Source organism: Aeromonas sp. FL131, from assembly GCF_049860615.1.
In the GTDB taxonomy this organism is placed as follows: Bacteria; Pseudomonadota; Gammaproteobacteria; order Enterobacterales; family Aeromonadaceae; genus Aeromonas; species Aeromonas hydrophila.
This window is the reverse complement of record NZ_CP187595.1, coordinates 3668405-3689669: the sequence shown is the minus strand read 5'-3', so window position 1 is coordinate 3689669 and position 21265 is coordinate 3668405. Positions and strand designations below refer to the sequence as shown.

Annotated in this window: 21 protein-coding genes; 16 read left to right on the top strand and 5 right to left on the bottom strand. The window is 62.7% G+C overall.

Annotated elements, in window-relative coordinates:
- Positions 1-57: 57 nt before the first annotated feature.
- Complete coding sequence (locus ACPW75_RS17050) at positions 58-1080, bottom strand: GGDEF domain-containing protein (protein WP_029304632.1); 1023 nt, start codon at positions 1078-1080, stop codon at positions 58-60.
- 134 nt (positions 1081-1214) lie between these two features.
- Between ACPW75_RS17050 and rnr the strand changes: the two genes are divergently transcribed.
- From rnr to ACPW75_RS17020, 6 genes are all read left to right on the top strand, one after another.
- Positions 1215-3608, top strand: a complete 2394-nt coding sequence (gene rnr / locus ACPW75_RS17045; RefSeq protein ID WP_016349442.1) for a ribonuclease R — start codon at positions 1215-1217, stop codon at positions 3606-3608.
- The gene (rlmB, locus tag ACPW75_RS17040) at positions 3605-4354 is read left to right on the top strand and encodes a 23S rRNA (guanosine(2251)-2'-O)-methyltransferase RlmB (protein WP_011704663.1); all 750 of its coding nucleotides are present in this window, start codon (positions 3605-3607) and stop codon (positions 4352-4354) included. Before rnr ends, rlmB begins: the two co-directional genes overlap by 4 nt.
- A gap of 10 nt (positions 4355-4364) precedes the next feature.
- Positions 4365-4931 (top strand): Crp/Fnr family transcriptional regulator, encoded by a 567-nt coding sequence (locus ACPW75_RS17035; protein WP_077095907.1) that lies wholly within the window; start codon positions 4365-4367, stop codon positions 4929-4931.
- Between the two features lie 57 nt (positions 4932-4988).
- Positions 4989-5438 (top strand): GNAT family N-acetyltransferase, encoded by a 450-nt coding sequence (locus tag ACPW75_RS17030; RefSeq protein ID WP_041217473.1) that lies wholly within the window; start codon positions 4989-4991, stop codon positions 5436-5438.
- Between the two features lie 218 nt (positions 5439-5656).
- Positions 5657-6517, top strand: a complete 861-nt coding sequence (locus ACPW75_RS17025) for a DMT family transporter (protein WP_041217472.1) — start codon at positions 5657-5659, stop codon at positions 6515-6517.
- Between the two features lie 120 nt (positions 6518-6637).
- The gene (locus ACPW75_RS17020; RefSeq protein ID WP_041217471.1) at positions 6638-7474 is read left to right on the top strand and encodes a DMT family transporter; all 837 of its coding nucleotides are present in this window, start codon (positions 6638-6640) and stop codon (positions 7472-7474) included.
- A gap of 33 nt (positions 7475-7507) precedes the next feature.
- Here the strand turns inward: ACPW75_RS17020 and ACPW75_RS17015 are convergent, their stop codons facing one another.
- Positions 7508-8398: a hypothetical protein gene (locus ACPW75_RS17015; RefSeq protein WP_179101377.1), complete on the bottom strand. Its 891-nt coding sequence runs from the start codon at positions 8396-8398 to the stop codon at positions 7508-7510.
- A 65-nt stretch (positions 8399-8463) separates the two neighbouring features.
- On the bottom strand, positions 8464-9687 hold the full coding sequence (locus ACPW75_RS17010) for an Nramp family divalent metal transporter (protein WP_179101378.1): 1224 nt from the start codon (positions 9685-9687) through the stop codon (positions 8464-8466).
- Between the two features lie 237 nt (positions 9688-9924).
- Here ACPW75_RS17010 and rpsF point away from each other — a divergent pair, with 237 nt between their 5' ends.
- From rpsF to ACPW75_RS16990, 4 genes are all read left to right on the top strand, one after another.
- Positions 9925-10311, top strand: a complete 387-nt coding sequence (gene rpsF, locus ACPW75_RS17005; protein ID WP_005308887.1) for a 30S ribosomal protein S6 — start codon at positions 9925-9927, stop codon at positions 10309-10311.
- Positions 10312-10341: 30 nt separating this feature from the next.
- Entirely contained in the window at positions 10342-10572 is a 231-nt protein-coding gene (rpsR, locus tag ACPW75_RS17000) for a 30S ribosomal protein S18 (protein ID WP_005308890.1), read from the top strand.
- Positions 10573-10624: 52 nt separating this feature from the next.
- A complete protein-coding gene (rplI, locus tag ACPW75_RS16995) occupies positions 10625-11071 on the top strand; it encodes a 50S ribosomal protein L9 (protein WP_011704669.1) in 447 nt (148 codons plus the stop codon).
- A 101-nt stretch (positions 11072-11172) separates the two neighbouring features.
- Positions 11173-11913 carry a ferredoxin--NADP reductase gene (locus ACPW75_RS16990; RefSeq protein WP_077095909.1) on the top strand — a complete coding sequence of 247 codons (741 nt, stop codon included), beginning with the start codon at positions 11173-11175 and terminating at the stop codon, positions 11911-11913.
- A 52-nt stretch (positions 11914-11965) separates the two neighbouring features.
- Here the strand turns inward: ACPW75_RS16990 and ACPW75_RS16985 are convergent, their stop codons facing one another.
- A complete protein-coding gene (locus tag ACPW75_RS16985) occupies positions 11966-12301 on the bottom strand; it encodes a hypothetical protein (RefSeq protein ID WP_077095910.1) in 336 nt (111 codons plus the stop codon).
- A gap of 302 nt (positions 12302-12603) precedes the next feature.
- Here ACPW75_RS16985 and ACPW75_RS16980 point away from each other — a divergent pair, with 302 nt between their 5' ends.
- A complete protein-coding gene (locus ACPW75_RS16980) occupies positions 12604-13602 on the top strand; it encodes a Preprotein translocase subunit SecY (protein ID WP_065479583.1) in 999 nt (332 codons plus the stop codon).
- Between the two features lie 49 nt (positions 13603-13651).
- Here the strand turns inward: ACPW75_RS16980 and ACPW75_RS16975 are convergent, their stop codons facing one another.
- Entirely contained in the window at positions 13652-13819 is a 168-nt protein-coding gene (locus tag ACPW75_RS16975) for a hypothetical protein (RefSeq protein WP_005308905.1), read from the bottom strand.
- Positions 13820-13875: 56 nt separating this feature from the next.
- Here ACPW75_RS16975 and ACPW75_RS16970 point away from each other — a divergent pair, with 56 nt between their 5' ends.
- The 5 genes from ACPW75_RS16970 (at position 13876) to ACPW75_RS16950 (ending at position 21236) form a co-directional block, all read left to right on the top strand.
- Positions 13876-14841, top strand: a complete 966-nt coding sequence (locus ACPW75_RS16970; protein ID WP_179101379.1) for an NADP-dependent oxidoreductase — start codon at positions 13876-13878, stop codon at positions 14839-14841.
- A complete protein-coding gene (locus ACPW75_RS16965; protein ID WP_029304641.1) occupies positions 14838-15275 on the top strand; it encodes a YqaA family protein in 438 nt (145 codons plus the stop codon). Before ACPW75_RS16970 ends, ACPW75_RS16965 begins: the two co-directional genes overlap by 4 nt.
- A gap of 19 nt (positions 15276-15294) precedes the next feature.
- Entirely contained in the window at positions 15295-18108 is a 2814-nt protein-coding gene (locus ACPW75_RS16960) for a M16 family metallopeptidase (RefSeq protein WP_077095912.1), read from the top strand.
- A gap of 60 nt (positions 18109-18168) precedes the next feature.
- The gene (gene gshA / locus ACPW75_RS16955) at positions 18169-19767 is read left to right on the top strand and encodes a glutamate--cysteine ligase (RefSeq protein ID WP_029301984.1); all 1599 of its coding nucleotides are present in this window, start codon (positions 18169-18171) and stop codon (positions 19765-19767) included.
- A gap of 254 nt (positions 19768-20021) precedes the next feature.
- Entirely contained in the window at positions 20022-21236 is a 1215-nt protein-coding gene (locus ACPW75_RS16950) for an aldose 1-epimerase family protein (protein WP_077095913.1), read from the top strand.
- The last annotated feature ends 29 nt before the right edge of the window (positions 21237-21265 follow it).

Below are 21265 nucleotides of genomic sequence, written 5' to 3'. Positions count from 1 at the left end.
GAATGGCAAACATGAAAAAGGCCGGTCAATGACCGGCCTTTTCGCATGCTGACGGAATCAGGATGGCAGCGGCATAACCCGGTTGCGACCCAGCTCCTTGGCCTTGTAGAGCAGCTTGTCGGTGCGCTCGACCAGGCTGTCGCCCGTCTCCTGACCGCTGTACTCACCCACCCCGAACGAGGCGGTGATGTGGTCGATGCGCCGGCCCGACTTGCGATCCAGGATCGACATCTTTTCGATGGCCCGGCGCAGGCTCTCCGCCATCTGGCGGCTCAGCGCCAGACTGCGCATGGGGACCAGCAGGGCAAACTCTTCGCCGCCGAGGCGGTAGGCTGTGACGCCCTCCTTGCAAGTTTCCCGCAGCCGCTTGCTGAAGGCGCGCAGCACCTGGTCCCCCAGCAGGTGGCCATATTCGTCGTTGAAGTTCTTGAAGCGGTCTATGTCCGACAGGATCAGGGAGAAGGGCTGCTTGCTGCGGATCAGGCTCTCTATCTCCAGATCGAAGGCGCGCCGGTTGAGCAGGCTGGTGAGGGCATCCTCGTTGGCCAGCTTGCGAGTCTCGTTGAGCGCCTCGCGCAGCTCCTTGATCTCCTTCTCGGCGCTGCTGAGCTGGTTGCGAAAGTGCATGGTGGACATGCGCACGTCCCGCGACTCGCGCACCAGATCCCGCAGGATCCCCATGGTATCTTCCAGGCTTAGCCCCTCGTCGTCGATGAGGCTCAGCCGATCGAAGCTCTTGTCGAGCATGTCCTGAAACATGCCGGTGTCGGAGAGGGCATCCTGCATGGTGTGACCAAGCTCGTTGGCCATGGCGGCCAGGTTGAGCTTCATGGTTTCCATCTGCTGCTCATCTTGCGCGGCGAGGTGCTGGTGATAGAGGCGTTCACAGGTGGTGAGAGAGCAGGTTCCCTGCAGCTTGATGGCCTGATCGATGGCCTGATTGAGCTCGGGCATGCTGGCCGCCACGTAGTTATACCAAAGGGTGTAATTATCCGGCGTGGTGGGGATTTGATACTTGATCATCAGGGGAACCGCCTGCTTGAGATAGGCGGCGGATTGGGCGAACGAGTCCTTGCTCATGAGTTCCATGTCTCATCATGCCTGCAAACTGTGCATAGTATGACAGAGAGATTGGCCAAAAGGCAGTCGATGGATGCCATTCGCCCCCCCCTCCGATATAATGGCACCGTTACCACCTACCCTAAGGCCTGCTTATGTCTCAAAAAGATCCTTTCCTCGAACGCGAGGCCGAAAAATACGAGAACCCCATCGCCAGTCGCGAGATGATCCTCGACCTCATCAAGGGCCATGAAAAGCCCATGTCCCGTGAAGAGCTGGCAAAGGTCCTCAAGCTGACCGAAGAAGAGCCGCTGGAAGCCCTGCGCCGTCGTCTGCGCGCCATGGAGCGTGATGGTCAGCTGGTATTCACTCGCAACCAGTGTTACGCCCTGCCGGATCGCCTGAATCTGGTGAAAGGCTACGTGCTCGGCCACAAAGATGGCTTCGGTTTTCTGCGCCCCGAGGGTGGTGGCCCGGATCTGTTCCTGAACAACCGCGAGATGCAGCGCCTGATGCACGGCGACTACGCCCTGGTGCAGCCTACCGAGATCGACCGCAAGGGGCGCCAGGAGGCGCGTCTGGTACGCCTGCTCAAGTCCCGTGAAGCAGACATTGTCGGTCGCTACTTCGTCGAGAACGGCGTCGGCTTCGTGGTGCCGGATGACAGCCGCATCGGCCAGGACATCATCATCCCGGAAGGGGAGAACAAGGGGGCTCGCCAGAGCCAGGTCGTGGTCGTGCGCATCAATCAGCGCGCCACCGCCCGCTTCAATGCGGTCGGCACCGTCTTGGAAGTGTTGGGTGAAAACATGGCGCCCGGCATGGAGATCGAGATCGCCCTGCGTACCCACGGCATTCCGCACACTTGGCCGGAAGAGGTGACCAAGGAGGTTGCCGGTCTGGGCGAACAGGTACCGGAGAAGGCCAAAGAGGGTCGCATCGACCTGCGTGCCCTGCCGTTGGTCACCATCGACGGGGAAGATGCCCGTGACTTCGATGACGCCGTCTTCTGTGAAGCCAAGCGCGGCGGCGGCTGGCGCCTGTGGGTCGCTATTGCCGACGTCTCTGCCTACGTGAAGCCGGGCACGGCCCTCGACACCGAAGCCTACCAGCGCGGCAACTCGGTCTACTTCCCCGAATTCGTGGTACCCATGCTGCCGGAGGTGCTCTCCAACGGCCTCTGCTCGCTCAACCCGCAGGTTGACCGTCTCTGCATGGTGTGCGAGATGACCATCTCCGCCGCCGGCCGCATGTCCGGCTACAAGTTCTACGAAGCGGTGATGAACTCCCATGCCCGCATGACCTACACCAAGGTGGCGGCGATCCTGGAAGGGGATCCCAAGCTGCGTCAGCAGTACGAGCCGCTGGTGGGTCACATCGAAGAGCTCAACAACCTCTACAAGGCGCTCAAGCATGCCCGCCATCAGCGCGGTGCGGTGGAGTTCGAGAGCGAAGAGACCCGCTTCATCTTCAACGCCCAGCGCAAGATCGACCGCATCGTGCCGCTGGTGCGCAACGACGCCCACAAGATCATCGAAGAGTGCATGATCCAGGCGAACGTGGCCGCTGCCCGCTACATCGAGAAGAACGAGGCCGCCGCCCTGTTCCGGGTGCACGACCGTCCGGGCGAAGAGCGTCTGACCGGTTTTCGTGACTTCCTGGCCGAGCTGGGTCTGGAGCTCAAGGGGGGCCTGGAGCCCGAGCCGAAAGATTTCGCCGACCTGGCCGCCAAGTTCGAAGGGCGCCCGGATGCGGAGCTGCTCTCCACCATGCTGCTGCGCTCCATGCGTCAGGCCATTTATCAGGCCGACAACATCGGTCACTTCGGTCTGGCCTTGAAGTCTTACGCTCACTTCACCTCGCCGATCCGTCGCTACCCCGACCTCATTCTGCACCGGGCGATCAAGTATCAGACCGCCAAGGAGCAGCAGGCCAACCTGCGCCACAAGTGGACTCCGAGCGGTGGCTACCACTACCAGCTGGAAGAAGTGGACCCGATGGGCGAGCACTGCTCCATGACCGAGCGCCGTGCCGATGACGCCACTCGCGACGTGGCCGACTGGCTCAAGTGCGAGTACATGCTGGATCACGTGGGTGACGAGTTTGACGGCGTCATCGCCAGCGTCACCGGCTTTGGCTTCTTCGTGCGTCTGGCCGAGATCCACATCGACGGTCTGGTGCACGTCAGCACCCTCACCAACGACTACTACCAGTTTGACCCGCTGCACCAGCAACTGATCGGCGAGAACTTCCGCCGCCGCTACCGTCTGGGTGACAAGGTGCGGGTCAAGGTGATGGGCGTGAATCTGGATGATCGCAAGATCGACTTCGTGATGGTCGAAGAGCCGCTCAAGGCAACTGGCAAGAACGCCAAAGAGATGGCGCGCAAGCAGGCAGAGATCAAGAAAGAGAAGGCCAAGAGCGCACAGCGTCACGAAAAACGTAAAGAGGGCAAGGATCACGGCAAATCCGACAAGGGCGGCCGCGCCAAACCGAGCAACAGACGACCGAGCAAAAAAGCTCGCGATAAGGCCAAGAGCACTAAATGAGTACTGAACTGATCTACGGCATTCACGCTGTATCCGCGCTGCTGGAGCGCACCCCGGAGCGTTTCATCGAAGTGTGGGCCCTCAAGGGGCGCGATGACGACCGGCTGCAACCCCTGCTGGCCGAGCTGGATGCGCTCGGCCTCAAGGTGCAGAGCGTGAACCGCAAGACGCTCGACGACAAGGCGGAGGGCAACAATCACCAGGGCATCATGGCCCGGGTGAAAGAGGCGCCGAAGCTGGCCGAACACGACCTGGCCAGCCTGCTGGACAAGTTGGCCGAGCAACAGACTCAACCCTTCCTGCTGGTGCTGGACGGGGTGACCGATCCGCACAACCTGGGCGCCTGCCTGCGCAGCGCCGATGCGGCCGGAGTGCATGCGGTGATCGTGCCGCGCGACAAGGCCACCGGTCTGACCCCGATCGTGCGCAAGGTCGCCTGTGGCGCCGCAGAGGTGGTGCCGCTGATCCAGGTCACCAATCTGGCCCGCAGCCTGCGCGAGCTGCAGGAGCGTGGCGTCTGGATCGTCGGTACTGCCGGCGAGGCGGATCACGACGTGTATCAGGCCAAACTGACCGGCCCGATGGCGCTGGTGATGGGCGCAGAGGGCAAGGGCATGCGTCGCCTCACCCGCGAGCATTGCGACGAGCTGGTGAGCATCCCGATGGCAGGGGCGGTATCCAGCCTCAACGTCTCGGTAGCGACCGGCGTCTGTCTGTTCGAAGCCGTGCGCCAGCGTCGTGCCTGAGGCAAGCTGAATGGACAGACCCCCGTTTTGCCGGGATCGGGTCACAGATGAGCAGGAGGCCGCGCGCCTCCTCTCTTTTGCCCGTCCGCTGACCCTGAGCCCCCGTGCCTGCCTCTGGCATGCCGGCGATCGACCCGATCAGCTGGTGATGGTGGAGCAGGGGCTGCTGCGGGCCAAGGTGGTGCTGGCGGATGGCCGCGAGTACATCAAGGAGTTCTACTGGGAGGGTGACGAGTTCCTCGACTTCCACCACCTGCTCAGCGGCGAGCCGGCCCGCTACAGCGTGGAGGCGCTGGAGCCCTGTCGGCTCTTGCTGTTCAATCTGGCCGATCTGCGCACGCTCTCCTGCTGGCCCGCCTGGTATCAGCATCTGCTGGCGGTGCAGCTGCGCATCAAGGAGGAGAAGGAGCTGCTGCTCTTGACCGAGAGTCCGCAGGCACGCTATCAGCACTTTCTGCGCAGCTTCCCCGCGCTGGAGGCCAGGGTGCCCGATCACCAGATCGCCGCCTACCTCGGCATCACCCCCATCAGCCTGAGCCGCATTCGCAAACGGCTGAAGGATCTTAACAAAGGTTAATGCCGACCCGTGTGTGGCTGGCTATGCTGCCCTTCTCATCATGAGCAAGGAACCCCCATGAACTGGTCTCTCAAATCTTTCGAACAACTCGACGTCAACGAACTCTATGAACTGCTCACCCTGAGATCCCGGGTCTTCGTGGTGGAGCAGACCTGCGTTTTCCTCGATATGGACGGCGTCGACAAGCGCCCCGACGTGCTGCACCTGCTCGGCTGGCAGGATGGGGCACTGGTGGCTTATGCCAGGCTGATGGCACCTGGTGTGGCCAAGGCGCAGCAGGTGGTGATCGGTCGGGTGGTGACGGCGCCCGAGGCGAGAGGTGATGGCCTGGGTCACCGGCTGATGCAGCAGGCGCTGCAGGAGTGTGCCCGGCTGTGGCCCGGGGTCAGCATTTATCTCGGGGCCCAGGCACACCTGCAAGGTTTCTATGGTCGTCACGGCTTCACTGCCGTGGGTGAACCCTATCTGGAAGATGACATTCCCCACATCGGCATGAGCTCCTCTTAATACCTTTTAAGCATAACAATGAAATTATTATGTCTTGAGGTAGTAAAGAAAACGGGTGCTCGGCGCCATGTTAGTGGGTACCCTCTGAGTGATTAATCGGCAACAGTTGATGGATAGGTTTTAAAAATGGTCTTTTACCCCATTAATTCAGAACAAGATTCAGCGATTGAGCCGTTGAGCCATTTTATTAGCGTTCGCCACTCGAGCGGCTGTCGCTGATGGAGTTGTTGCGCAAGCGGTTCGCACTGGACCTGCAAACCTTCGCCATCATCACCCTGGTGCTGGGCAATCTGGCCCAGGCCTTCTCCGATGTGCTGGTCAAGCTGATCGGCCCCGGCTTCAGTCCCTTCCAATATATGTTCCTGCGCCAGCTGCTGACCCTGCTGGTGCTGCTGCCCTTCATGCTGCGGGTTCCGCGCTCGGCCTGGGGACTGGGTGCCTGGAAGTGGCACCTGCTGCGCGGCCACCTCTGCCTGCTCGGCGGGGGCGGCATGATGCTGGCCCTGACCCAGCTGCCGCTGGCCACGGCCAACGCCATCTTCTACGTCTCCCCGTTGCTGACGCTGCCGCTGGCGGCCTGGCTGCTCAAGGAGAAGATCAATTCCCGCGTCTGGTTGCTGGGAGGCATGGGGCTGCTCGGCGTGGTGTTCGTGCTGCGGCCGGGGGATTTCCATCTGGCCGGGCTGGGCGCCCTGGTTACTGCCTTCACCCTGGCGCTGTTCAACATTACGGGTCGCAAGTTGCCAGCCGGGATCTCGGTGGTGGCGACCCTGTTCTGGGCCAACCTGCTGGCTCTGCCGCTGACCGCCGGGCTGGCGGTACATCAATGGCAGCCGGTGGACTGGCAACTGCTGGTGCTGATCGGCGGCAGCGGCATCATGCAACTGCTCTATCATGCCAGCTGCTTCTACGCCTATCGCCAGGTTGAGGCCAACCGCATCGCGGCGACCGAGTATTCTGGCCTGATGTTCGTGGTGCTGCTGGGGGTCTGGCTGTTTGGCGAGATCCCGGCGTGGAACCTCTGGGTCGGGGTGAGTTTTATCCTGCTGGCCATTCACTGGCAGCGCCGAGTGCGCTGATGACATCCCCATCGGCAGCAGGCCGATGGGTGAGAAAAACAGGCATCTTATGAGGCCGCTCTCTGTCATGGCCGGGCAAACCGGCTATGCTGGGCGGCCTGTTGCTATCGGAACCCTGTCGTGACCCCTACCATCTTTGCTGCCATCCTGTTGGCCGCCCTGCTGCACGCGCTCTGGAATGCGCTGGCCAAGCGCCAGGCCGAGGGGCGCGTCAGCGTCTTGCTGGTTTCCCTCTGCTCCGGCCTGTTTGCCGCTCCCTTGCTGCCCTTGGTGGGCTGGCCTGTGGCGGCCGAATATCCCTGGCTGGCGCTCTCTATTCTGCTGCACTGCGGCTACTGTCTTTTTCTCGGTCGAGCCTACCGGCTGGGTGAGTTCGGCCAGGTCTATCCGCTGGCCCGGGGCAGTGCCCCTCTGGTGACCCTGCTGTTCGGGGCCCTGCTGCTGGGTGAAGTGCCGGGGATGGTGGCGGTGACGGGGGCCGTGGTGCTGGTGAGCGGCGTGCTGCTGATGGCGTGGCGCGGCGGTCTGCGGCTGGCGCCGGCCGCGCTGCAGGCGGTGCTCATCACGGCACTGTTTACCGCCTCCTACACCTTGTCCGATGGGGCGGGAGCCCGTTCGGCCGGTGAGCCGATACGTTACACCCTCTGGCTGTTCGCCCTCACCGCGTTGATGATGCCGCTGCTGATGCGCTGGCAGAGTCGCACCGCCTGGCGCGAGCTGGGGCCTGCGGCGTGGCGCAGCGGCGCCATCGGGGGCGCCCTGTCGTTGTTGGCCTACGGTATCGTCATCTGGGCCATGACCAAGGCGCCCATCGGCCTGGTGGCGGCCTTGCGCGAGAGCAGCGTGCTGTTTGCGGTGCTGCTCTCCTGGGGCTGGCTGGGGGAGACGCTGGGGCGGGTCCGGTTGCTGGCCGCCCTGGTGATCCTGGGCGGGATCCTGCTGATCCGTCTCGGCTAGGGGTAGGCGGATTAAGGCATCCGGGCCGGCCGGTCAGGGAGTGACCCGGGTCGTGAGGGTGAACCCCTCCTCACAGGAGGCCAGTTGCACCTGTACCAGCCCCAGTTCGGCCAGGCTGCCCACGTGGGTGCCGCCACAGGGGATGGTGACCTCCCGACCTTCCAGCGAGCAGTGCCAGTAACGGGAGTCGATGATCGCCTCGCCGGCCCGGCTGCGGCGGATCTCGCCACCGGCCGCCAGCCAGTCTGCCAACTGCTTGTTGATCATCTCTTCTATCTGCGCCAGGTCTGCCAGCAGTGCCTCGCTGTTGACTCCCTTCTTGCGCAGGCTCTTGCCGATCCGGTACTGCTCGCGCGAACCCATGGGCTCGACCCGCGAGGTCTGGATGGCGAGGCGATCGAAGTCCGGCTGATCCAGCGCGTCCTGCTCGTTGACCTCCTTGCGCCAGTAAGGCATCAGCGCCCGGTTGAGCGCCAGTGCCGCCAGATGACAGCCGCTGTGGCCCAGGCTCAGGGCGTGGCGGGCCTCGGCATCCACCCGCAGTGTCACCTGGCTGCCAACAGCCAGCACACAGTGGCCAGCCAGCGGGTGCACCACCACGAAGCGCCACCCTTCTGCGCCCCGCTTGACCGGGATCGCCTGGTCGACGAACAGCTCCCCATCCGGACTGATGGCCCCCATGCGGCAGGGGCCGACGGTCGCGTCACCGCCCTCCCAATGCACGGTACCCACGTCACCCGGCTGATCGGGCCAGAGGTGGCTCTGGGGATGAAAAGGGGTGAGGTCGGTGACCAGCAGGCTGGTGTCGCCGCTCTGGCAGCAGGTGACGCTGGCCTGCTCCTGATAGTGGCCCAGCACGAAGCTGGCTCGGGTATGTGGCATGGATGGCTCCCGCAAATCGAAGAGGAAGAGAGCCGCCAGCATACGCCAAAGCGCAAGCCGGCTCATTAACCTCGGTTAACGAGCCGGCCTTGGGAGGGGATGGCGGGCTAGATCATGGCGACCAGCAGGTAGGCGTTGAGCCCGATCACCAGGGCGACGATGAGGCGGCCGACTGCCTGGGTCACCGGGTGGTTGCGATATTGCCCCATCAGGGCGCGATCGCCGGTCAATATCAGCAGCGGAATGAGCGCCAGCGCGATGCCGAAGCTCAGCACCACCTGGCTCAGCACCAGGATTTCGGTGGTGTTGAGGCCCATGGCGATCACCACGAAGGCGGGGGCCATGGTGATGGCGCGGCGCAGCCAGAGCGGGATGGTGAAGCGCACGAAGCCCTGCATCACCACTTGGCCGGCCAGCGTGCCCACCACGGTAGAGCTGATACCGGAGGCGACCAGCGAGAGGCCGAACAGGGTGGCGGCCGCCTGCCCCAGCAGCGGGGTCAGGGTCTGGTAGGCCGACTCCAGCTCCGCTACCTGCTGGTTGCCGGAGCTGTGGAAGGCGGCCGCCGCCATGGCCATCATGGCCAGGTTGACGAAGCCGGCGATGGTCATGGCGATGGCCACGTCGACTCGGGTGGTGTGCAGCCGCTGGGGGACCGAGCCCTGATCCTGGGTGTGCTGGGTCAATGCCGAGTGCAGGTAGATGACGTGGGGCATCACGGTGGCACCGAGCACGCCGGCCGCCAGATAGACGGCGTCGCTGTTGGGCAGGCCGGGGAAAAGGGCGCCCTCCAGCAGGCTCGGCAGATGGGGGCGGGAGAACACCAGCTCGACGATGTAGGCCGCCGCCACGAACAGCAGCAGGCCGCCCACCACAAACTCCAGCGGTTTCTGGCCGCGGGACTGCAGCATCAGAATGCCCCAGGTGACCACGGCGGTGATGCCGGCCCCTTCCAGCAGGGTGACCCCGAACAGCAGCTTGAAGCCCACGGCCGCCCCGATGAATTCGGCCAGATCAGTGGCCATGGCGATGATCTCCGCCTGTACCCAGTAAGCCCAGACTGCTGGCTTGGGCAGCCGGTCGCGAATGTGTTCCGCCAGGTTCTTGCCGGTGACGATGCCGAGTTTGGCCGAGAGGGTCTGCACCAGCATGGCCATCAGGTTGGCCCACACCACTACCCACAGCAGCTGGTAGCCGAAGGTGGAACCTGCCTGAATGTTGGTGGCGAAGTTGCCCGGATCTATGTAGCCGATGGCGGCGATAAAGGCCGGCCCGAGCAGGGTCAGTTTGAATTTGCGGGCCGGGATGGCCGTGGTCAGCGCGGGTTGCATGGTATCAGCCTCCATAAGTGCATGGAGATAGAATAGATCTAAATGATAATTATTATCAATTGAAGTTTTGTATTGTTCTCATAGATAAAAACATCGGTGGCGGCTGGTTGCAGTGAGGGATGGGATTTTGTACAATACGCCGCCCTAGAAAAGCAGCGTCTAAACACCATTATGTTCCTTGCCTCCGAGGTCTGGCTGCACCTGGGCGGAGGCTGAATTAATCCGTAAGGAGCTAAAATGCGTCATTACGAAATCGTCTTCATGGTTCATCCGGACCAGAGCGAGCAAGTACCTGGCATGATCGAGCGTTACACCGGCGCCATCACCACCTCCGGTGGTACCATTCATCGCCTGGAAGATTGGGGCCGTCGTCAGCTGGCTTACCCGATCGACAAACTGCACAAAGCCCACTACGTTCTGATGAACGTAGAAGCAGAGCAAGCCGTTATCGATGAGCTGGAAACCAACTTCCGCTTCAACGATGCCGTTATCCGCAACATGATCATGCGCACCAAGCACGCCGTAACTGAAGTTTCTCCGATGGCCAAGGCCAAGGAAGAGCGCTTCACCCGTCGTGACGACGAGCGCCGTGAAGAAGCTACTGAAGCTGCTTCCGAAGAGTAATTCTGGATCACTGACTAGAGGATAAAGGCCATGGCACGTTATTTCCGTCGTCGTAAGTTCTGCCGCTTCACCGCCGAGAACGTTACCGAGATCGACTACAAAGATATCGTTACTCTGAAAAACTACATCACTGAATCTGGCAAGATCGTACCGAGCCGTATCACCGGTACCCGCGCCAAGTATCAGCGTCAGCTGGCACGCGCCATCAAGCGTGCTCGTTACCTGGCTCTGCTGCCGTACACCGATCTGCACAACAAGTAAGAATCGGTCCGGCGCTTAAGCCTAACTCAACGAAATTTATAGAGGAAAGGTAATGCAAGTTATCCTGCTCGACAAAATCGCCAAACTGGGCGGTCTGGGTGACCAAGTTTCCGTGAAAGCTGGTTATGCCCGTAACTACCTGATCCCGCAAGGCAAAGCTGTTATGGCTACCAAGGCCAACATCGAGACCTTCGATGCTCGCCGTGCTGAGCTGGAAGCCAAACTGGCTGCCGGTAAAGCTGCCGCTGAAGAGCGCGCTGCCAAGCTGGGTGAACTGGCTGCCGTTGTTATCGCCTCCAAGTCTGGCGACGAAGGCAAGCTGTTCGGTTCCATCGGTACCCGTGACGTGGCTGAAGCCATCACTGCTGCCGGCGTAGCCGTTGCCAAGAGCGAAGTCCGCATGGGCAACGTTCTGCGTAACACCGGTGACTACGAAGTTGTTGTTCAGCTGCACGCTGACGTCAAAGCAACCGTACAGATCCAGGTTGTTGCCCTGTAATAGCGATTCGCTTTTGCAGAAAAAACCCGCGCACTTGCGCGGGTTTTTTATTTTCAGGCCCAGGGTTAGAGTAAGGATCCGTTCTTCTGGAGGAGATCCCTATGGCCTGGGTCGAAGGTCGCGTCCTTGAGCGTATCGAGTGGACACCCACCCTGTTCTCCCTGCGTGTGGCGGCCGAGCTGGCCCCCTACAAGGCGGGGCAATTCACCAAACTGGCTCTCGAGCAGGGCGATCGCCGCGTCCAGCGGGCCTACTCCTTCGTCAATCCCCCGTCAGCCCCCTATCACGAGTTCTATTTCGTCGAGATCCCCGATGGGGAACTGACTCCGTCCCTCGGCTCCCTGCAAGCGGGCGACAGCCTGCTGGTGCAATCCCTAGCGACAGGTTTTCTGACCCTGGACGAGGTACCGGCCGGGCGCGATCTCTGGCTGCTCTCCACTGGCACCGCCATCGGCCCCTTCCTCTCCATGCTGGCCGACGGGGAAGCCTTCGCCCGTTTCGAGAATCTGGTGCTGGTGCACGGGGTGCGCAAGGGGGAAGAGCTGAGCTACCGGGAGCTTATCGCGGGTTTTGCCGCCCGCCACGGCGAGCGTTTTCGCTATGTGCCCTTCGTCAGCCGGGAGGAATGGCCCGAGGCGATGGCAGGGCGGATCCCGGCAGCCATCGCCGACGGCCGGCTGCAGGCGCGGGTCGGGCTGGAATTTGCTCCCGAGCTGAGTCAGGTGCTGATCTGCGGCAACCCGGCCATGGTGAAGGAGACCCAGCAGACCCTGCTGTCATTGGGGCTGACCAAGAACCTGCGGCGGGCGCCCGGCAACATCAGTGCGGAGAACTACTGGTAGAGAAATGGACACAGGGGCCTCGGCCCCTGTGTCAGGGTGACGGGGATGAGGATCAATTCTTCTTGCCGTTGCCGTTGCCGTTGCCGTTGCCGTTGCCTTTCTGCTTGTTGTGGCCCTGGCCCGGGTTGTTGCCGCTGTGGATGCTGCGGTTGTAGTGGTCCCGGTACTTGCCGTCCATCTTGTCGCAGTTGAGCTGGATGCGGCTGTCGCCGATGCCGAGATCCAGGCAGTTGCTCTGCCACCAGTCGTACTCTTTCTGATCCCAGTTGATGTCCAGCTTGATGTCGTCGGTGGAGAGTTTGACGCCATCGTTGTTCTTGGAGGGGGGCGCCGCCATGGCCACGCCTTGGACGAGCAGCAGGGAGAGCAGCAGGATGGATTTGTGCATGATGACCTCAAGTGCGGAAGGATTGGTCTCAGTGTAGAAGCTGGCGCCTTAACCGGGCCGGAACCGGGCACGACATCAGTTGGCGGGCATGTCATGCCGACTTGCCGCGGGCGGGCAGGCGATCAGGCTAGCGGGGTTTGCCGCGGCGGACAACGGGGAGGCGCCGACAATTTGCCCAATCTGGTCGCAGCCTGTCCGTTTGTGAAGGTATCTGAGTCAATTCAAATGATTAGCCTTCATTCTGTGGCTCGGCTGACTATAATCGGCAGCCAACTTTTCCTGCATATCGCACCCCCTTCATCATGACTACACAGGCTTCTACCGTGCTGCGCTACCCCAAGGGGTGGTTCGCCTTGACCACGGTGTACAGTTTTACCGGGCTGGCCATTCTGGCCTCCATCGTCTTCTCCCTGCTGCTGTTTCTCTCCATCGACGAGAACCCTCTGATGAAGTGGCTGTTCGGCGGCCTGGCCATCATCTTCGAGCTGGGCAAGTTCTACGTCTGGTACGAGTACGGCGAGTGCAAGGCGCGGCGGGAGCTGAGCGGGGCCTTCTGGTCGCTGCTGTTTTACAGCGTGCTGGCCGCCATCTCCATCGGTGGCAGCATCGGCGGCATCAACAGCGCCACCAACACTATCCTCAACCAACAGGCGCGCCATGAACGGGAGATCGCCCGCTTCGACGAGCAGATCGCCAGCATAGAGCGACAGATCCAGCTCAACGAGGAGGCGGCCCGCAAGTACATCGAGATGGCGCGTATCTCCAGCGGCGTCAGCGGGCTGCAGCAGGCCAACACCAAGCTCAGGCTGCGCCAGGACGAGCTGCGTCAGGAGCGCGACGCCAAGCCCATCAACGAGCAATCCTCCATGCTGGGGCTGATGAGCAGCCTGGCGGACGGGGTGGGGATGAGTATCAGCCAGGTGCAGTTTCTGCTGGTCTGCTTCCTCTCCGTGCTGCTCGACGTGTTCGGCGCCTTCTTCGTCAGCTTGATCGGCGAGGAGAACCGCTTTCGCCGCAGCTGGCTGTGGCAGCAGGCCAGGGAGCAGACCCTGGCCCGCCAGGCTGAGGTGGCGGCCATGGTGCCCGCCGTGATGGCCAGACCGGAGCCCGAGCCGGAAGTGGTGGCTCAGGTGCGCAGCGCGCTGGAGAGCGGCGAGCTCAAGTGCAGCAAGCGGCGGGTCGCAGAGGCGCTGTCGCTGTCGCTGGAGGAGGTGGATCGGGTGTTCCAGCATCTGCTGGCCCAGGGGGTGCTGGGGCAGGGCAGCAACCGCCACTACCATCTCAGCTCGCAGGGGAGTTGATCATCAGGCCACCGCAGGGTGGCCTTTTTATTGCCGCGCGGGGGCTGTGCTAGTGGGTCAGCACCATCATCAGGCTGAGGAAGGCGGCCAGCCCGCCGCCGATGCCGATGATCCAGTAAAAGCCCTTGGCCCCCTGTTTGAGCGGGATGCGGAAGTAGAGCAGAAACGCCCACCACCCCAGGGCCAGCAACAGAGGAATAAGAAACATTCGAGCCATGGTGTCCTCGCTGTTATTCTGTTGACCCTTGATCAATCAACAGGATGGATTGTGCAATGACGCAGCTACAGATTACCGCATTCGGCGACCCCTCGGTACTTCGGCTCAACCCTTCCCTAGACAAGGTGCCAGCCGACGGCGAAGTGCGGGTGCGCATCTGTTTTGCGGGGGTCAACCCCATCGATGCCAAGACCCGGGCCGGCCTCGGCTGGGCGGCGGCCCAGAACAAGGACAAGCTGCCCTGGACGCCGGGTTATGACGTGGCCGGGGTGGTGGAGAAGATAGGCCCCGGCGTCACCGCGCTGGCCGAGGGGGATCGAGTGTGCGGCCTGGTGGGCTTTCCCCTCGCGGCCGGCGGCTACGGCGAGTCCGTGGTGGCACGCGAGGAGGAGCTGGTCAGGCTGGAGCAGATTGGCCTCAGGCAAGGGGCGGCGCTGCCGCTGGCGGGCCTCACCGCTTGGCAGGGGCTGTTTGAACACGGCGCCCTCAAGGCAGGGCAGCGGGTGCTGATCCTGGCCGGTGCCGGCGGTGTCGGCCACCTGGCGGTGCAGTTTGCCAGCGCCTATGGCGCCGAGGTAGTGGCGACGGCGAGTCGCGACAACCACAGCTTCCTGCACGGGCTGGGGGCCAGTGGGATGGTGGATTACCATGACGCAGACTGGGTAGCCCAAGTGGGCCAGGTCGATCTGGTGCTGGATCTGGTGGGTGGCGAGAGCGGCAAGGCGGCGCTCGCCTGCGTCAAGCCGGGTGGCCGGCTGGTGACGGTGCCCACCATCAGTGCCCAGCAGATCAAGGATGCCGCGGCCGGCAGCGCCATCGAGGTGCTCGGCATGCTGGTACACCCCGACCGCCAGCAGCTGAGCCAGATGCTGACCCTGCTGCGTCAGGGTGAGGTTCAGGTCACGGTCGCCGGGGAGTATACCCTGGCCGAGGGGGCGCTGGCCCATCAGGCCATCGAGCAGGGCCACGTGCGTGGCAAGCTGTTGCTGCGCATGCCCGCCGCGGACGACCTGGCCGGATGAATGGCATCACCGAACTGGGGCTCGGCTGGCTGTTTCTGAGCGCCTTCACCTCCGCCACCCTGCTGCCCGGCAGCTCGGAAGTGCTGCTGGGGGCCATGGCGACCAAGGGGGAGTGGAGCATGGCCAGCCTGCTGCTGTGGGCGACGCTGGGCAATACCCTCGGCTCCATGACCACCTGGTGGCTCGGCTGGCTCGCCACCTTCAAGAAAAAACCGGAAGATTTTCAAGGCCGTGGGGAACAAAAAGCCCTCGGCTGGCTCAAACAACATGGCCACTGGTGTCTGCTGCTGGCCTGGACGCCGGTGATCGGCGATGGTCTCTGTCTGCTGGCCGGCTGGCTGCGCCTCTCCTTCTGGCGCTCTCTCATTCTCATCGGGCTCGGCAAATTGTTGCGTTATGCCTTGGTCTTTCTGCTGGCCAGGCAGATCTTCTAGCTTCACTCACGAGGTAACCGTGAACAAACTCATTCCATTAAGCATGCTTCTGGGCTTCTCCCTGCCCGTGCTGGCGGCACCCACCCTGGTGTCGGAACAGGTCAAGGAAGAGGGCAAACTCGGCATTCCCTATCAGATGTACAAGCTGGACAACGGCCTGACCGTCATTCTGGCGCCCGACAAATCCGATCCCCTGGTGCACCTGGACGTCACCTACCACGTGGGCTCGGCCCGCGAGCAGGTGGGCAAGTCCGGTTTCGCCCACTTCTTCGAGCACATGATGTTCCAGGGCTCCAAGCATGTGGGGGATCAGGAGCACATGCGGATCATCAACGAAGCTGGCGGTGACATGAACGGCACCACCAACAAGGACCGCACCAACTACTACGAGACCGTGCCGGCCAACCAGCTGGAGAAGGTGCTGTGGCTGGAGGCCGACCGCATGGGCTTCTTGCTCGACGCGGTGAGCCAGAAGAAGTTCGAGATCCAGCGCGCCACCGTCAAGAACGAGCGGGCCCAGCGCATCGACAATCAGCCCTACGGTCTGGTGAGCGAGAAGGTGGGGGAGGCGCTCTACCCGCGCACCCACCCCTACTCCTGGCAGCCCATCGGCTACGTGGAGGATCTCGACCGGGTCGACGTCAACGACCTCAAGCAGTTTTTCCTGCGCTGGTATGGCCCCAACAATGCCACCCTGACCCTGGGCGGCGACTTCGATACCAAGCAGGCGCTGGCCTGGATTGAGCAGTATTTCGGCTCCATCCCGCGTGGCCCGGACGTGGCCGAGCCGACCCCCCAGCCCGTCACCCTGCCCGAGACCCGTTATGTGACGCTTGAGGACAAGGTGCATCTGCCGCTGCTCTACATCAGCTACCCGACCGTGTCGCTCGGCGATCCGCAGGAGCCGGCGCTCGACATGTTTGCCGATGTGCTGGGCGGCAGCGCCAGCTCCATGCTCTACCAGTCGCTGGTCAAGAGCGGCAAGGCGATTGATGCGGGCGCCTCCCACTACTGCGAGGAGCTGGCCTGTACTCTGACCGTCTACGCCTATCCCAACCCGGCGGTGGACGGCAGCCTGAAGACCCTCAAGAGCGAGGTGGACAAGGTGATCGGCGAGTTCGCCGGTCGCGGCCTCAAGCCTGAGGATCTGGAGAAGGCGATCAACAGCTATCGCGCCTCGGCCATCTGGGGTCTGGACAGCGTCTCCGGCAAGGTGAGCCAGCTCGCCATGGGCCAGGTGTTCGCCCAGGATCCCAACTATGTCTTCAAGAGCCTGGATGCCATCGGCAAGGTGACCCCGGAGCAGGTCAAGACCGCCTACGACAAGTTCATCCTGAACAAGCCGGCGGTGGTGCTGAGCGTGGTGCCCAAGGGCAAGAGCGACTGGCAGGCCGCCAAACCGAACTTCACCCCGGCCAAGCGCGAGCTGCCGGACTATGCCAAGCATGATCAGGTGCTGGCCGAGCGACCGGTGAAAGACGATTTTGATCGCAGCGTGCAGCCCAAGGCGGCCGATGCGGTGAGCGTCAAGGTGCCCGCCATCTGGCACGGCAAGCTCGACAAGGGGATCGAGATCATCGGCACCCAGAGCGACGAAATTCCCGCCGTTTCCATCATGGTCGCCCTGCCGGGTGGCATGCGGGCCGAGGGCAAGGGCGAACTGGGGCTGGCCAGCCTCACCGCCAGCATGATGGGGCAGGGCTCGGTGCGTTTGACCGAGGCCCAGCTCAGCGACGAGCTGCAAAAGCTCGGCTCCAGCGTCAGCGTCTCCAGCGCCCAGTACAACAACCTGGTCACCATCAGCAGCCTGACCGACAAGCTGCCGCAGACCCTGGCGCTGGTACGCGAGGTGTTCGAGCGGCCCGGCATGCGCGAAGCCGACTTCGAGCGGGTCAAGGCGCAGATGCTGCAAGGGATGAAGCAGAGCGAGCAGCAGCCGGAGTGGCTGGCCGGTCAGGCATTCCGCGAACTGGTCTACGGCAAGCAGAACCGCCTCGGTCAACCGGGTGACGGCGTGCTGGCCGATGTCGAGAAGCTGACCCTGGCGGACGTGAAGCGCTTCTATCAGAACTACTACAACCCGACCAACGCCAAGGTGGTGGTGGTGGGTGACGTGACCCAGGCCCAGGTGGAGGATCAACTCGCCTTCCTGACCCAGTGGAAGGGGGCCGAGCCCTCTCTGGGCAGCCTCAAGCCGGCGGGTGAGCAGGCAAAGCCGGGCATCTATCTGGTGGACAAGCCGGGGGCGCCCCAGTCGGTGATCCGTATCGGCCGCCGCGCCATGCCGTTCGATACCACGGGTGACTACTTCACCGCCGGGCTGATGAACTTCAACCTGGGCGGCAACTTCAACAGCCGCATCAATCTCAACCTGCGCGAAGACAAGGGCTACACCTATGGTGCCAGCTCGGGCTTCTCCGCCAACCGCGAGGCGGGTACCTTCGCCACCGGTGCCAATGTGCGGGCCGATGCGACTGCGGATGCCATCCGCCAGTTCCTCAAGGAGATGGACAACTACCGCAAGAACGGCCCGACTCCGGTGGAGCTCGCCTACATGCGCAGCGCCGTCTCCCAGCAGGATGCCCTCTCCTACGAGACCTTGGGCCAGAAGGCGGGCTTCCTGCTGCAGATGATCATGTACGACCTGAAGCCGGACTATGTGCAGGCCCAGAACAACCTGATCAAGACGGTGTCGGCCGAGACGCTCAAGGCCAGTGCGGCACGCTGGCTTGACCCGGCCGAGATGGTGATTGTGGTGGTGGGGGACAAGCAAAAGCTTGAAAAACCCTTGAAGGAGCTTCATCTTCCCATCTATCCGCTGCAGCTGCCCTGAGGGCGCTACATAATAAAGAGCGCCGCCCCCCTGTGGGGCGGCCACACATGAGCCGTGAATATGACTACGACAAGCTTGTCACTCACCGAGTTGTTGACCGCCCTGGGTTCGCCGGAACGGCTGACCGCCCTCAAGGGGATCCGGCGCGGGATCGAACGTGAATGTCTGCGCATCACCCCGGAAGGAACCCTGGCCCAGACCGATCACCCCCGCAGTCTGGGCTCGGCGCTGACCCATGCCAACATCACCACCGACTACTCGGAGAGCCTGCTGGAGTTCATCACGCCGGCCACCGACTCCATCGACAGCCTGATGGAACAGCTTGGCGACATCCACCGTCACACCATCCACCATCTCGGTGATGAACGGATCTGGCCGCTGTCCATGCCCTGCTTCGTCGGCGACGAGGAGAACATCCGGCTGGCCCAGTACGGCAGCTCCAACATCGGCCGGATGAAGACCCTCTACCGGCAGGGGCTGAAGAACCGCTACGGCAGCCTGATGCAGGTGATCGCCGGGGTGCACTTCAACTTCTCCATGCCGGACAGCTTCTGGTGCGAGTGGCAGGAGCTGGTGTGCGAGGGGTGCTGCAGCCAGCGCTTCATCTCCGACAAGTACATGGGGCTGATCCGCAACGTCTACCGCTTCGGCTGGCTGGTGCCCTATCTGTTCGGCGCCTCGCCAGCCATCTGCGACTCCTTCCTGAAGGGGCGCAAGAGCAATCTGCCGTTCCAGAAGACCGGCAAGGGCACCCTCTATCTGCCTTATGCCACCGCGCTGCGGCTGTCGGATCTGGGCTACACCAACAGCGCCCAGGCGGGGCTCAAGATCAGTCACGACAGCCTGCCGGCCTATGTCAGCAGCCTGCGTCGTGCCATCAACACCCATGATCCCGACTTCGCCAAGATCGGCGTCAAGGTGAACGGCGAGTACCGTCAGCTCAACGACAACGTGCTGCAGCTGGAGAACGAGCTGTACGCTCCGATCCGGCCCAAGCGCACCCCGCGCAGCGGCGAGAAGCCGTCGGACGCGCTGGAGCAGCGCGGCATCGAATACATCGAGCTGCGCACCGTGGATGTGAACCCCTTCACCCCGTACGGCATCGAGGTTGATCAGATCCGCTTCTTCGACCTGTTCCTGGTCTGGTGCCTGCTGCGCCCGTCCCCGGTGCTGGGCGACGAGGAGATTGCCCGCAATCGCCGCAACCAGACCAAGGTGGTGCTGGAGGGGCGTCGTCCCGGCCTCGAGCTGGAAGACGAGCAGGGTCATGCCATCGGCCTGAAGGAGTACGGTCTCAAGCTGTTCGACGAGCTGGCCGAGGTCGCCGCGCTGCTGGATCGCTGCTGCGGTCGCAACCGCTACCGCGAGACCCTGGCGATGCACCGCGAGAAGCTGCTCAACCCCGAGCTCACCTACTCAGCCCGCCTGCTCAAGCAGTTGCTGGAGAGCGGCCAGGACAATGGCTGCTTCGGCGACGAGCTGGCCAACCGCTACCGGGAAGAGATGCTGGCCGGTGAGCTGCAGTACTGGGACGAGGCCTACTTTGCCGGCGAGGCCCGCGACTCGCTGGCCAAGCAGCGGGAACGCGAGCGCAGCGACAGCCTGTCGTTCGACGACTTCCTGGCCGATTACTTCGGGACCAGCAAGACCCCGGCCTGACGGGATCCACTTCTGCTGCAAGCCGCTCTTCGGAGCGGCTTTTTTATTCTCGCTCTCCAGTGGGCGGTTGGCCGTCACGGGCCCGAAAATAACTGTGAGTCAGCCTTCACTTCAGCAGCGCGATGGGCGGTTTTATTGTCAATCGGCTCACATTTTCCTCTTTTGCAGCTTGAGTCTGATGGGCTTGCCGCCTAATTTCTCGATAACTGAAACGATTCAGCTTTCACAAAAACAAGAGACACGAGGATAAATCCATGTTGAAGAGACTTTCCATTGCCGTACTGTTCGCGCTGGGCGCCAGCTCGAGCCAGGCTGCCGAATTCCTGCTGACCGACTCCCAGCAGGGGCTGGATGTGGGGGACTGGAAAATCACCAGCGACAAGCTGGGGATCAAGAGTCCGGCACCGTTCAGCATCGAGAAGAAACGGCTGCATGGCGGGCGTCAGGAGGGGGTAGACCTGCTGATTGTCGACAACGGGGTGATGAAGATAACCCTGATCCCGACCCGTGGCATGGGGATCAAGGAGGTCAGAGCCGCCGACTTGCGTCTCGGCTGGGATTCGCCGGTCAAGGAGGTGGTCAATCCGGCCTTCATCGATCTGGAGAGCCGCGCCGGGCTCGGCTGGCTCGATGGCTTCAACGAGATGCTGGTGCGCTGTGGCTACGAGTGGACCGGTCACCCGGGAGTAGATGACGACGGCCGCCTCAAGAGTCTGCATGGCCGGGTGCAGAACATTCCGGCCTCCGTGGTCAGCGTGACCATAGACGAGGAGCCACCCTACGCCATTCACGTGCTGGGCCGGGTGGACGAGCGCACCTTCAAGATGAGCGAGCTGGTCACCTGGACCCAGCTCAGCATCGTGCCCGGTCAGGCGGAGTTTGCCCTGCAAGACAAGCTGACCAACCACGCCGACTACGAGAACGAGTACCAGATCATCTACCACGGCAACTTCGGGGCCCCCATCCTGGAGGAGGGCGCGCGCGTCAGCTCCCCGGTGAAGCAGATCTCCCCGTTCAACGACTACGCCAAGGGGGGGCTGAAGAGCTGGCAAACCTATCTGGGGCCGACCAAGGGCTTCGATGAGATGGTGTTCAATCTGGTGCCCTACAGCGACGCCGAGGGCAACACCCTGGCGGTGCTGAACAACCGGGCAGGCAGTGCCGGGGTGGCGGTGGGCTACAACACCAGGCAGTTGCCGGTGCTGACCCTGTGGAAGAACACCGACACCCGGGCTCAGGGCTATGTGACCGGCATCGAACCCGGCACCAGCTATGCCTACAGCACCAAGTACCAGCGCCCGCTGGGGCTGGTCCCCAAAATCCAGCCGGGAGAGACCAAGACCTTCGATCTGACCTACCGCCTGCTGCAGAACGCCGACGAGGTGAAACAGGCTCTGGCCAGAGTGGAGCAGATCCAGGCTGGTCGCCCTACCGAACTGCGCGAGCAACCCTTGGTCAAGCTGCCGTAAGTGACGGACAAACAGCAAAAAGCCGCTCT

Bases quoted from the DNA above. Each gene is read 5' to 3' on its own strand.
- ACPW75_RS17050 (WP_029304632.1), bottom strand. From the start codon at position 1,080: ATGAGCAAGGACTCGTTCGCCCAATCCGCCGCCTATCTCAAGCAGGCG.
- rnr (WP_016349442.1), top strand. From the start codon at position 1,215: ATGTCTCAAAAAGATCCTTTCCTCGAACGCGAGGCCGAAAAATACGAG.
- rlmB (WP_011704663.1), top strand. From the start codon at position 3,605: ATGAGTACTGAACTGATCTACGGCATTCACGCTGTATCCGCGCTGCTG.
- ACPW75_RS17035 (WP_077095907.1), top strand. From the start codon at position 4,365: ATGGACAGACCCCCGTTTTGCCGGGATCGGGTCACAGATGAGCAGGAG.
- ACPW75_RS17030 (WP_041217473.1), top strand. From the start codon at position 4,989: ATGAACTGGTCTCTCAAATCTTTCGAACAACTCGACGTCAACGAACTC.
- ACPW75_RS17025 (WP_041217472.1), top strand. From the start codon at position 5,657: ATGGAGTTGTTGCGCAAGCGGTTCGCACTGGACCTGCAAACCTTCGCC.
- ACPW75_RS17015 (WP_179101377.1), bottom strand. From the start codon at position 8,398: ATGCTGGCGGCTCTCTTCCTCTTCGATTTGCGGGAGCCATCCATGCCA.
- ACPW75_RS17010 (WP_179101378.1), bottom strand. From the start codon at position 9,687: ATGCAACCCGCGCTGACCACGGCCATCCCGGCCCGCAAATTCAAACTG.
- rpsF (WP_005308887.1), top strand. From the start codon at position 9,925: ATGCGTCATTACGAAATCGTCTTCATGGTTCATCCGGACCAGAGCGAG.
- rpsR (WP_005308890.1), top strand. From the start codon at position 10,342: ATGGCACGTTATTTCCGTCGTCGTAAGTTCTGCCGCTTCACCGCCGAG.
- rplI (WP_011704669.1), top strand. From the start codon at position 10,625: ATGCAAGTTATCCTGCTCGACAAAATCGCCAAACTGGGCGGTCTGGGT.
- ACPW75_RS16990 (WP_077095909.1), top strand. From the start codon at position 11,173: ATGGCCTGGGTCGAAGGTCGCGTCCTTGAGCGTATCGAGTGGACACCC.
- ACPW75_RS16985 (WP_077095910.1), bottom strand. From the start codon at position 12,301: ATGCACAAATCCATCCTGCTGCTCTCCCTGCTGCTCGTCCAAGGCGTG.
- ACPW75_RS16980 (WP_065479583.1), top strand. From the start codon at position 12,604: ATGACTACACAGGCTTCTACCGTGCTGCGCTACCCCAAGGGGTGGTTC.
- ACPW75_RS16975 (WP_005308905.1), bottom strand. From the start codon at position 13,819: ATGGCTCGAATGTTTCTTATTCCTCTGTTGCTGGCCCTGGGGTGGTGG.
- ACPW75_RS16970 (WP_179101379.1), top strand. From the start codon at position 13,876: ATGACGCAGCTACAGATTACCGCATTCGGCGACCCCTCGGTACTTCGG.
- ACPW75_RS16965 (WP_029304641.1), top strand. From the start codon at position 14,838: ATGAATGGCATCACCGAACTGGGGCTCGGCTGGCTGTTTCTGAGCGCC.
- gshA (WP_029301984.1), top strand. From the start codon at position 18,169: ATGACTACGACAAGCTTGTCACTCACCGAGTTGTTGACCGCCCTGGGT.
- ACPW75_RS16950 (WP_077095913.1), top strand. From the start codon at position 20,022: ATGTTGAAGAGACTTTCCATTGCCGTACTGTTCGCGCTGGGCGCCAGC.